Origin of the sequence: Mesorhizobium escarrei (assembly GCF_935825525.1) — a bacterium.
In the GTDB taxonomy this organism is placed as follows: Bacteria; Pseudomonadota; Alphaproteobacteria; order Rhizobiales; family Rhizobiaceae; genus Mesorhizobium; species Mesorhizobium escarrei.
Window position 1 is genome coordinate 1 of sequence record NZ_CAKXZT010000042.1, and the last position, 11,677, is coordinate 11,677.

The window sequence follows — 11,677 nt, forward strand, 5'->3', positions numbered from 1 at the left end:
CCTCCCGAATGTTGCCAGCGTCAATGATCTTGCCTGTGGTGCCCCCGCCTAGGCCAGCCGCCTCGAGCGCGGGAGCAATCAGGTCACGATGGATACGCTCAAAATCGACCTCTTTGCCTGCAGAGTCTTTCTTGGTATTGAAAGCACGGATGATGAAGGCCTGCTGCATGGTCGTAACCCCTTATTCCGATCGCCGCGCTGCGGCTGACCCGCTGTTTACGGCCGGGCTAGGTTGTCTGAAGACGACCGGCCGTCCGATCACCAGATTCACTCTTCCCATTGCTAGCAATATTACACGAACTGCACGGTCTACGCATCCCGCACTTCATCCGCTGACGCCGCCCGCGCAGAGCCCCCGCTCACGTTCCGTGCCTATGACCGGGTGGATTGAGGCGCACCGCCCATCATTTCTTCCCGTCCGATGCACCAACACCTATGATGATCTGACGCAGCTTAAGTGCGACATGACCGACCTGTTGGGACGCGTAAGCTCCGGCGGACCCGGATCGGCCCTCGTATGATCACCCTCGAAATCGTCCCCCGCACAGCGACCAAGAGGATCGGCGGATGCTCAGAATCGACCCTTTCATTGCCGCCTGCGCGATTGCAGCCTTCGCTTTCGCACTGGTGCCGAGTCCTGCCGTGAGTGCGTGTCAGCCTCCGCAGCAGCTCACCGAAGCGACACCCGACCAGGTGCGTGCGTTCTTCCAGTCGAAGCGCGCGGAGGTTATCACCTTTTTAGGATACTCGGGTGCCGGTTACGAGGATGCGAACGCCATGCTCGGCCATGCGGCAGCGGCCCTGAAGGATCTCGATCCGAAGCGCTCGATCGTCAACATCGGAGCCACGGCGGAGGGCATCGGCGCCATCTACGAGCTCGCGAAGCAGCGCGGGTTCACGACGTCGGGCATCGTGTCGACCCAGGCGCGCGACGAGAAGGTCGCGCTCTCGCCGTGCGTCGACTTCGTGTTCTACGTGAAAGATGCGACCTGGGGCGGCTACCTACCCGACAAGAAGACGCTGTCGCCGACTTCCTCAGCGATGGTCGCGGTCAGCGACGTGATGATCGCGATCGGAGGCGGCGACGTGGCGCGCGATGAAGTGCTCGAAGCGCGTCGGCTCGGCAAGAAGACGAAGTTCATCCCTGCCGACATGAATCACGCTGCTGCGCGCGAGAAGGCAGCGCGCAAAGGTCAGCCTGAACCGACCGATTTTCGTGGCGCGGCGGACGCTGCGCTACGTTCCAGGACGCCTTAGTCTCCGTAAGGCGGCGAGCTGGCGCAGGGCGAAGGAACGCGTTGTTCCGGCAATAACTGCCGCCATTGGTTCTCGGCAGCCGCGAGCGGCATGCGGCGGCACGCGTCGGTAAGCAGATCGGCCGTGCGCCAGCGATAGACCTCCACCGTTCCCTGTGGCGCAGCTTCGTCGAAGCGCCGGGCAGCGATCAGAGTGTCGCTGTCGCTGAATTCGATATCGCGGATCTCTCCACCGGTGTCGAGCTGGGCGACCGGCTGCAGCGAGGCGGATTCGAGCACGAGGATCGAGCGGCCCCCCATCGCGATCCAGCGGCCGTCTGCGCTGAACGCGACCGGACCCGGATCGGCGGTGACTGCGCGTCGCATCTGGCCGTCGGCGAGATTCCACACCCGCAGCTGGCCCGTGTAACCCATCGTTGCGAACTGCCTGCCATCGGACGAGAAGGTGAGCGCGATGGTTCGATCCTCCTCCGGAAGGGAGATCAACGCGCGCTTCGCTTCGACATCCCAGACCGCAAGTGCAGCTCCTTGCGGAAGACCGACGGGGACGATGGGATCCGGTCCGAGCGCGACTAGGTAACGACCCGATGCATCGAATACCAGGTCATGGACTCGATCGGTGCTCGACTGCTCGAAAATCTGTCGGCCGCTTGCGATCTCCCAGACATGAATCGAGGGAGTCGATCCTTGCGCGCCCACGGCGACGAGGCGGCGATCCGACGTGTACGTCACAGCCGTGATCGGGCCCGGTTCCGCTGACCATGTAATCGAACCTGCCGGCAGCGTTCGCAGCGACAGCGTTCCCGGCGGATCGACACGAAGCACTGCGGACTCTGACAGGAACTCCAGCAGGACGGGCGACGGCCCTGTCAATGGTTCGGAGTAGATCGACCGCACCGAGCGCGTGTCCCAGATTCGCAGCGCCTGGTCCGCTTCGCGCGTCGTCGCGACGTTGCGGCCGCTAGGCGACACGGCGATCACACGTGTGCTGCCGGTGCTCTGCATCCTGTGCAATGCGAAGGAACGCGGACGCTCCGACAACCCGTCTTTCTTCAGTCTCGCATCGACTGCACTCCAGTTCACCGGGTCGTTGTGTGGGAGCATCGCCGTCGGTTTGCCGTTGCGGGCATCGAACACGCGGACCTGGTCGGTGGGTATCGCAATCGCGGCGAACTCTCCGCCCGGACTCTGCTGTACTTCCTCTTCCTGCTCGTCCGGGGTAAGGCCGACGACGCACCGCCGTCGTCTCACCTCCAGACTGTCGCCTGGGCCTGTGCCCCAGCCGCGAACCCGTGAGATGAAAGTGTGAACGAACGGATCGCCCAGTCTGCAACCGCCGCTGTCCACAAGCCCCGGCTCAGCGAGAGTCCAGAGCCGGGCCGTGCCATCCGTGCCGCCCGTCACCAGCGTCGAGCCTTTGCTGCTGAACGCGGCAGTCAGTATCTGCCGTCGCTCCCTGGCCGAGAACGCATACTCGTGGCCGAACTGATGAAGCCTCTGCCCGGACTTCAACGACCAGCCGTAGCAGTTGCCATCCGTTCCGCAGCTCACCGCTTCGGGACGTGACGGATCGAAGGTCAGCGCGTTGACTGTCTGGAATTCCCCGTGCGATGCCCGAACGACGGGCTGCCACGCGCCGACCTTCCAGACCTCGCCGGTATCCAGCTCTCCGGCAATCCCGAGGTAGCGTCCGTCAACGTCGAACGCCAGATGATTAATCTCTCCGGGACCTTCGCCACGCGCCAGCAGGCGGGCTGCGATCGTCGAATCGCGCAGGTCGAACACCACGACGGTTCGTTGGCTACTCGCAGCGAGATACCGGCCCTTCGGATCTACCGCAAGACGGTCCAGCGCGCCGATACCTGGGTTGAGCGTCGCCGTGCTTTCCAATGCGGACCCGCGATGAATCTGGATGCGATCACGCGGCGCGAAATACAGACTGCCGTCGGTCCCGAAGGCGATCGCCGTGGCGTTGCCGGACGCGGTGATCTGGTCGCGTTTGATCAGCTCGCCGGTAGCGACCTCGAAGACCGCGAATCCAGGTTTGCCGGCTCGTATCCCGACAGCGAGAAATTTGCTGTCCGCGCTGAATGCGACGGTCTGCGGCTCGCCCCGCAGATCGCGCATGGAGATTGAGAACTGCCGGTCCCCGTTTCGATCCCAGACGGTCACGCCTTGGCAGCACCCGACGATCCTGGTGTCGTCGGGTGAAAACGCAACGATACGATTGGCCTCAGACAATGCAGCGACGTGCGTACCTTCGGGAAGCTTCCAGAGTGCGCCGGCATCGTTTGCGGCGGCGGTCGCCAGCAGACTCATGTCGTTGCTGAAGGTTCCAGACGTGACGTGCGCACCGTGCTCCAGTGTGGCACTCTGCAGCGGGAACTGTGCCAGCACTCCACGCAGCGTGCGTTGCGTTTCGATCGACTCCGGCTGTGCGCGGGCCGACTCGGTCGCCATCAGCAAGGCTAGCGGCAGTCGATCGGATTGCTGAGTGCGCAGCAGCTCCGCCTGCGCGCCAAGTTGGCGGGCGATCGCAATGTCGCGCTGGCGCTCGGCTTCCATTCTCTGCTGATTGGCGACGATTGCTTGCCAGACTGCAACGCCGGCAGCGATCGTGATGGCGGCGACGCCGCCGCGAACGAGGAGGCGATTGCGCGCGAGCTGACGGAGGTCTGCGCCGTCCAGTTCGTCCTTGGGTACGCCGCGGATCGGCGATGCGACGTTGACGACCGCGTCGCGAAACTGTGCACTGCGCAGTGACAGCAGTTCCGAGGCTCGAGCCCAACGCAGGTCGACATAGAGCGGTTCGTCCTCGCAGCGTCGTTCGAGCAGGCGTGGCACCGCGGTGGTTCGCGACCAGTCGAAGTCGCATGTGCCTGCGTCCCAGAAGATGTCGCCTTCAGTGAGCAGCACGAGCATCCGGTTCGCGGACCGGTGATCAAGCCACCACTGCACTTCCTTGTGGCACCACACGGACGCGGCCGAGGCGGGGCTCGCCAGCAGAAGGAGCCACTCCGACACTTCGAGGTGCGCGACGATGCCGGGCCAGAGCGCAGGACTGGCGGTCAGGCTGGTCTGATCGCGAAAGACGTCGAGGGCGCGCAGTTTCAGCAGCGGCTTGGCGAGCTTCTCGAGTCCGCGCTCGAGCGCAGCCGCGAGCTTGCCGTCGACGGCGTGGCTGTAAGAGATGAAGGCGTCGTGCCGTTCTGCCATGGTCCATCCCGCACGCCACGCCGGAACATCTACAGTGCCGGCGACCCGTCACTCGCTCACGTCCTTAGCGCAGCGGAAGCCCGTGTCGTCCGTGCGATTGTCTTCCGATACGTAGTATCTGCACCAGCGGTGCGCCGTCCAGCGTCGTTTCCTGGATGCGCGAGTGAACCAGTATAGCAGGGTGGCGGCAAGCACAGGCTGCAACGCAGGCCCACAGCGCAACTGCGGCGCGGAAGTGATAGCCGGCCCCCTGTTCCAGACGCCGCAGGAAGCCGCCGACCTTGCCGTCACATCGAAGGTCCGTGTGGGGGGCATGTCATCACTGGCGGCCGGCACAAGACGCGGGCGCCGAAATTCGTCGAAGCCCTCAAGGCGCAGAGCGTCGACGACATTGTGCTGGTGGTGGTGGGCGGTGTCGTGCCGCGTCAGGACTATCAATATCTCTTCGATCACGGTTGCCGCCGTTTTTGGTTCCGGCACCAATATGCTCGACGCCGCCCGCGCGGTGCTCGACCTGCTGTCGGGAGCGTCCGCTATTGTTGCGCGTACGTGGAATAGTGCTCATCTCCGCGAATTTGGGTCCGCTGCAGCGGAAGGCAGAAAGTAGAAAAAATCTCGTCGAGAGCGTGGACATTTCGTAGGATCTTTTCATCGGCCAGGAGCAGAAATGTACCGCGTCGGGTGTCGTAAGAAACACGTCCGCGGGGCCAAAACTCGTACGGATAGCCAATGACATTTGGGATCGCGCAACCGAGACTGCCGACCATCCGCTGAATTGTTCGCCAATAGGGAAGGTGGTCGCACCGCGAGATTTTCAGGGCGCCATAATCTTGGGCATCCTCGAGCTCTGTCACGGAGGTGAGGAGCCTATCCGGGAGAAGCCAGAAGATGCCAACCGCCGGAAGACCAATTTTGCGATTCGCACGTGCACGCTGGTTTCTAACCTGCGCTTGGGCGACAATGTCATGCGCATTGGGAGATTCCATATGTGAACAGTGCCACAAGACTGTGGTCCTTCTTCGTCGTACCGCAAGACGTCAGGCACTTTCATCCCTGATCTCTTGCCGAGAACCGAACCCAGCCGACAACACCGACCGGCTTACTTTGGGAAGGTCAGCCTAAAAACGTCCCCTGCGTCCTCCGTTAGGCCTTGGCGGAGTTATAGGTCTATTCCTTATGCGAAAATCCTCTATGCGTGCGCTTCGGCTTGCGCCGTGCTGAATTCCTCTCGAGATATATTGGGGGGGCGGGCGGTGCGCTCATTACCTCTCCATACCATTTCAGATACTGAGTGAGCGCATCCACCTGTTCGTCACGCGGCCCGTGTGGGAAGGCCACCAGTTCATCCAAAAAGTTCTCGAGCCAAGGTGCTGCCTTGTGCAGAAACACGCGTTGTCCCTTGATTTGATGCATCTGGGCCTGGAGACGGTCAGATTTCGAAGTGCTACCAGTCGGTATAGGTATCGCGTTTACGCCGTGCATTTTCAAATCAGACGCGAGCGCTGATCCGAGCGATGCGTTCTCGATGAGATGAAGTCTCGGCCGGTACCTACTGTCCATTGCGAAAGCGATGTCCTTCAGCTGGCTATAGCCCTCACGCCCCCTGAAAACATCAATCAGATAAGACCCGTGCTCATTGTAAGCGAACACCAGGCATACCGAATACGAGCTAGTCGGATTGGCACTCGATGCCAGATCCCACGAGCAAACGATCTCGCCTGGCGGCGCGGGCAAATCGAAGGGCAGGAAATCTTCGCGCCGGATCGTGCCCGCCGAAATTGCGGTAGGGCGCTGCTGGAATTGCGTTGCAAAGATATGGGATGGCGTGGACTGCTTGAGCTGTTCAATTTCGGCCGGGCCGAAGCGCCCTGGCTGGAGCACCTCGCCAACGCTGCGCTCAAAGAAGCCGCCCTTGTATTCGTAGTGCTCGTCTTCTTCGGCCTCGAATGGAAGCCTCAGGTGACTATAGCCGCTTTCGATTAGGTGCCCACTTAGACGTTTTCGTGCACCCGCTGGCCGACGATTAGGATGCGCCCGGTGCGCGGATCGTTGAGGCGCGTTGCGACCATCTGCTCGAACGAGTTGATTAGGTTCTCGCGTTCTTTTTCCGAGCCGGCGTCCTGTGCGGAGAGGGGATCATCGACGATGGTGAGGTCAGCACCGCGACCGGTCAGGCTCGTGTCGAAACTGCCCGAAAGCCGGGAGCCGCCTGCAGTGGTCGCGAAGTCCATTACCGCGCCGCGGTCGTCGCGAATTTCGGTTGCTGGGAAACACTCGCGATAAAACGGAGTGCTCATCAGCAACCGCGTTTTGTCGGCGATGTCACGCGCCAGGGTGTTGGAATGAGAGACGCTTAGAATTTCCATTCTGGGGTCCCTTCCCAATGCCCATGCGCTCCCGACGACTGAAGCGACTATTGTCTTGAGATGGCGCGGCGGCAAATTGATGACGGAGCGGAGCGTGCCGCCAACCACAACGTGCTCCACATGGGCGCTGACAAGGTCAAGGTATGGAGCCCAGCTGAGGGAGTGCACTAGTTGGCGACAAGCGATTTCTGCAAACGCGGGAAGTCATCCCGCGCCGCCGCAATCACGACATTTCTAGTTGACCCAGTCATTGTCTTTATCCTTTTCGCCGTTCTCTTGAATGCTGAGCGGCGCTGGCTGACCACCCCGCTCGTAGATCTTCCTGTTAATGAACCGCTCGAGCACGGCGCGTTCGATATCGCTGATCCCGGCTTCTGCCATGGCCCCTTCCGGTACGCGGAAGTGGTCAGGTAGCAGTGCCATGATGTGGCCGAACGCCTTGGCGTCGCCCTTCAAGGCGCGGGCGACGAGAGCCTTGGCCAAAGCCGCTGATTTTGGAAGCTTCCAGTCACGGCCGTTCTCACGGACGGTCACTTTGCACTGAAGCTCTGCAACCAAAGCTGTCGCCACATTGCGAGGGAGCTTTTTTCGGCCGCCCGGGTTACCAGACTGGCCCGGTTTGAAGCGCGTCTTCTTGGGTGGGCGACCATAGCCGACCTTGTCATCACTATCGTCGCTCATGACAGCAGCTCCTCGATTTCTGAGGAAGTATCAGTGATGAGGGACGGGGGAGGGGGCGAGCAGGCCGCTGCCAAAGATTTGGCGTCTTCGAAGCCGATGCCGTCGGCCTCCCTGATGGCCTCTCCACCGGTTTCCTGCTGCCAGCGGCGTATGGTGAGTGTCGACAAACCTTGGTGAGATCTCGATGCCGATGCAGACACGTTTGGTCCGTTCGGCTGCGATGAGCGTTGAACCGGAGCCCAAAAACGGATCAAAGACCCGATCCCCTGCTTTGCTCACGTCGCGAAGGGCGTCAGCGACCAAGGCGGCCGGCTTCACGGTCGGATGTTCGCGAAGCAGCGGACGCTCAGGACCCATGACGTTCACGCCGCGGTAAGTCCAAACGTTCGAGCGAGAACGGCCGTGTTTTCCGAGTTCAACGTTGTTGCGATGGCGGGCTCCCTTTGCCTTCAGCACCGTGATGAATTCGTGCTGAGAGCGGTAGAGAGAGCCCATGCCGGGATTGGTTTTTACCCAAACGGCAATGTTGACCGTCTCGAACCCGATCGCATCCGCGGCTTTGATCAAGGTGGAAAGACCGCGCCAGTCCATACATACGAAGCTAATGGCCGTGTCGGAGAGGCTGTCCTTTACTGCATCGGCTGACTGCCTGAGGAAGCCGCCGAACTCCGCCTCGGACATCTCTCCGGATGCCATGGCGAATTCCTCATGGACGTTAAGCCCGGAGACGTTTCCGTTTATTTTGACGTTGTAAGGTGGGTCGGTGAAGCAGACGTCCGCGAGTTTGTGGTTAAGCACCGAGCGACGGAATAGCTGGTCGAGACAATCTCCGCACCCAACCCTGTGCTTACCAAGCAACCAGACGTCGCCTACGCGTGCGATTGGGACGGCCGCATCTTCTAATGAACTCGCGTCCAACTCCTCAATCTCGCCGGCAGGGACCGGGTTGATCTCGACGAAGCTGTCTATCTCGACAGAGTCGAAGGCGGTAAGGTCGAGATCATAGTCAAGATCGATTAGCGCCTTGAGTTCGGATTGGACGACCGCCCGGTCCCATGTTGTTTCCCCTTGCAGCCGGTTCAGCGCCAGCCGCAGGGCACGGATGTCTTCCGCTAGCAGGCCGAGCGTGGAGATTGTCGGCACCTCGCGATGGCCCAAATCCTTGGCGGCGATGAATCTCGCGTGGCCATCGACGATTGTGCTATTTTCGTCGACAAGGATGGGCGTAATAATGCCGAATTTGCTAACACTGGCACGCAATTTGGCCAGTTTACGGGACGAATGTCGCCGGGCGGTTTGTGGGTAAGGTTTAATATCCTCTACCCTGCTCCTTCGAACGCTGATAGTTTGCATAGATCTCGCTCACTTCATGATTTCCCTCCGCGCGGCGCCTTCGGCGCCTGCTGGGCAATTTGGGATGTCCATAAGCTCGCCTAAACCCAGACACTTTGTTCCGAAATCGATTGGGCATCGAATGAACGTTAAGCATGCTGACGAGGAAGCCCAGACGGCCTCTAAAAAGAGAGCTGGACGTCGGCCGTCGCTGACCGCGGAACAGGAGGCGCGATGTCTTAAGGTTCAGGCCGAAGGGCGAACTCTCAGAGAATGTTTGATGGTATTGCGTAAGGAGCTGCCAGATCTCACGCAGTCGACTCTCTACCGGCTCTATGTCAGAGCCAAAGTCTATTGTAAGCTGCCCGAGCCCGAATTGCTGGAGCACGTGTTGAGCCGGGATGTGGCCGCAACATTGCATTCTGTCGGCGTCCACCCCTCCTGGGTGCGAAACCGGGTTCTAGAAATGACCATGGACCAGGAAGACCCATTCACGGCCCGTCAGGTTTTTACATTAGTGCAATCTTTTTTGAAAAATCGGACGACGCTGAGGGGTGTAACACGGGCTCTAGACTTGTTCGTCGAAAAGGGCCTGTTGAATGCTCACGGGTTGAAGCGGCGAAAACAATATTGCCGGACCAAAACCGGTTCCGGCTAAGCTCTCTACGAGTGGATGCCCGCATTTGAGCAGGCCAAGGGAAGGCTGAGCTTTCAGATCTATCGATGCGGTATTCATTCAGATCTCGGCGATCGTCGCTAAGCGAGTAGGGCTCGCGCTACGCGTCGTCGAAGTGCGGCGGCAAACAGATCGGCGTGACGCGGTAGCCCGACACGAAGGGCAAGGTGCCCGCGGGGGCGGCATTAGAGACGAACCGTCGCGCCACGATCTGCAAATCAACCATGCTTGCCTCGGCGGGCTTCGATTTGCCCGACAGTTTTGGCAGCTCCCGTTCCCACTGCGCAAAGAGGGCGGCGACTATGGCGGCGGATTTCTCCTGACGTGCCTCTATCCGAGCTACCGGAGCTTGGCCGCGCACGGTCTTGCTTGATGGTCCACAGCGGTGCCATTTGCGCCACCGTGCTAGGCGTTGACGGACGAGCCAGCGGTGTGCACTCGTAGAACTTGCGCCGCACGTGCGACCAACATGCCGCCAGCGTTGCGCGGTCATTGCCCCGATCGGATCGGGCCAGCCGATAATAGGCTGCGTATCCGTTACCCTGCAGGAAGGGGCGGTCATCGCGGACATAGGCCCACAGATAGGCCGTCTTGATCTTGCCCGAACCGGCGCCAGCGCCGGCAAAGTCGTCTTGTTGGCAAAGACCCGCTCGCCCTGCTTGACGCAGGCCAGGATGCGCTCGGCCAACGGCTCGAGCTCGAAGCCGACCTTGCCCATTCACTGCGCCATCTGCGCGCGATCGAGCTCGACGCGGTCGCGCGTAAATGGCTTCCTGGAGGTACAGCGGTAGCCCGTCGGCGTATTTGGGCCACCGCCATCTGCGCCGGCAGCGCTTCCGTCGGAATGCCACTCTCGATCATGCGGGTGCGGCTGGGATGCGCGCAATGCCGGCTTTCAGGACCGTAGGTCATCTAGACCGCGAATGCGAAGGCGAGACAAGGCCCGACTGGGGCTGTGAATAATCTGCCAAGCTTTCGGTCGCTCATCGGCAGCACACGTAGGTCAGTCATGCGACTTTTGGGCGGACGAAATTGGCAAGAACTCTTTTGCTGGCAATCGTCGTGCTCTTTCCCACGCGTGAATTCCCAGATACGGGATAGGACTGAAATCGCCGGAGTTCTATCCCTGCAAATCCTGATGAGTGCCCTGCAACGGAGCTTGTGTGCGAGAAAAATTCCCTGCACTTCTAGGTAGGGAATTGCGCCAGAAACCCTTGATATTCCTCCGTCATTTGGCCAGGAAATCAGGAGTTTGTCGAAACGGCTTCAATTTCCCTGCAAAATTCCCAGAGAGCAGGGAAATCGTTGACGGAGACGAGTTCGCATCAGACTGCCTCCACCACCATCGGCATTTTTTGCCGTTGATTTACTTGGATTTTTTGGTCGTTTTTGTCCCACCGCTCTCAATCCCTTCAGAAAGTGGGACAATCTCGTTCTCGTTTCGATCGAAAACCAGAAGCGTCCGGGCGGACGACGCGACCTTTCGACGGCGTGCTTTCCGGATGTAGTGATCCGGCTGCTGGTATGTGGTCCAGCCGTATATTGCCTTTAGCTGCTCATGCGTCGCGCCGTTCTCTGCAGCGACGGTGGCCCCTGCCTTTCGGACGCCGTGTGCGCTACAATTCGGAAGCCCAGCCTCGTCACACCACTGGTGCATCTTGTTGCCGAGTCCGTTCTCGGAGAAGGGACGACCGTACTCGGTGACCAGGAATGTTAAATTTCCGCTCGGAGCGAAGGAAAGCTCATCCTCGAGTTCCGGTAGCAACGGAATTTCGACAACGACAGGCTGCTTGCGAACCTTGCTTTTGTCCGTCTTGCCGGGCTTGATTCTGATCCACTTCTCCCACGCTCCTGTATCCTTGTTGCGGATCTGTGTGATGTGCTGCCTGCCGAAGATTGTGGCATCTGACAGCCGCAATCCGGTGAACATGAAAATCGCTAACGCCATCCGAGCCATCGTGCCGCGTGGGTGTCGGTTTTCGTACTGAACGATTTCTGACACTTCCCAGGTGTGGAAGCCGTCCCCGTCGCCCGTCGTCAGGCGCTTGATGCCGTTGGCTGGATTGACATCGACGATCTCGGCATCCTTCGCCCAAGCGAACATCGCGCTTATGGCCTTGGTTATGAGGGCGATGCCAACAACGCCGTGC

The 11,677-nt window shown here is 60.3% G+C and carries 9 protein-coding genes and 1 pseudogene; 2 read left to right on the top strand and 8 right to left on the bottom strand.

The genetic code is table 11. The annotated features are described in order from the left end of the window. The first annotated feature begins 777 nt into the window (after positions 1 to 777). Entirely contained in the window at positions 778 to 1,257 is a 480-nt protein-coding gene (locus NMG80_RS03575) for a hypothetical protein (RefSeq protein ID WP_254016861.1), read from the top strand. On the opposite strand, the gene NMG80_RS03580 is transcribed toward NMG80_RS03575, so the two are convergent. Continuing rightward, on the bottom strand, positions 1,254 to 4,472 hold the full coding sequence (locus tag NMG80_RS03580; RefSeq protein WP_254016862.1) for a hypothetical protein: 3,219 nt from the start codon (positions 4,470 to 4,472) through the stop codon (positions 1,254 to 1,256). The two genes, NMG80_RS03575 and NMG80_RS03580, sit on opposite strands and share 4 nt — an antisense overlap. Before the next feature lie 226 nt (positions 4,473 to 4,698). Between NMG80_RS03580 and NMG80_RS03585 the strand changes: the two are divergent. Further along, a pseudogene (locus NMG80_RS03585) lies at positions 4,699 to 4,998 on the top strand (cobalamin-dependent protein); the annotation flags it as partial. Between the two features lie 641 nt (positions 4,999 to 5,639). Here NMG80_RS03585 and NMG80_RS03590 read toward each other — a convergent pair. The 7 genes from NMG80_RS03590 to NMG80_RS03615 form a co-directional block, all read right to left on the bottom strand. Beyond that, positions 5,640 to 6,353: a hypothetical protein gene (locus tag NMG80_RS03590; protein ID WP_254016863.1), complete on the bottom strand. Its 714-nt coding sequence runs from the start codon at positions 6,351 to 6,353 to the stop codon at positions 5,640 to 5,642. Positions 6,354 to 6,463: 110 nt separating this feature from the next. Further along, entirely contained in the window at positions 6,464 to 6,838 is a 375-nt protein-coding gene (locus NMG80_RS03595) for a hypothetical protein (protein WP_254016864.1), read from the bottom strand. Positions 6,839 to 7,072: 234 nt separating this feature from the next. Beyond that, a complete protein-coding gene (locus NMG80_RS03600; RefSeq protein WP_254016865.1) occupies positions 7,073 to 7,519 on the bottom strand; it encodes a DUF5681 domain-containing protein in 447 nt (148 codons plus the stop codon). A gap of 30 nt (positions 7,520 to 7,549) precedes the next feature. Then, positions 7,550 to 8,872 (bottom strand): site-specific DNA-methyltransferase, encoded by a 1,323-nt coding sequence (locus NMG80_RS03605; protein WP_254016866.1) that lies wholly within the window; start codon positions 8,870 to 8,872, stop codon positions 7,550 to 7,552. Positions 8,873 to 9,627: 755 nt separating this feature from the next. Further along, entirely contained in the window at positions 9,628 to 9,753 is a 126-nt protein-coding gene (locus tag NMG80_RS37205) for a hypothetical protein (protein ID WP_367185916.1), read from the bottom strand. Continuing rightward, positions 9,746 to 10,378 carry an IS66 family transposase gene (locus NMG80_RS03610; RefSeq protein ID WP_367185917.1) on the bottom strand — a complete coding sequence of 211 codons (633 nt, stop codon included), beginning with the start codon at positions 10,376 to 10,378 and terminating at the stop codon, positions 9,746 to 9,748. The genes NMG80_RS37205 and NMG80_RS03610 overlap by 8 nt, the downstream gene beginning before the upstream one ends. A gap of 515 nt (positions 10,379 to 10,893) precedes the next feature. Continuing rightward, a partial coding sequence (locus NMG80_RS03615; protein ID WP_254016867.1) for a tyrosine-type recombinase/integrase occupies positions 10,894 to 11,677 on the bottom strand: 784 nt, incomplete at its 5' end.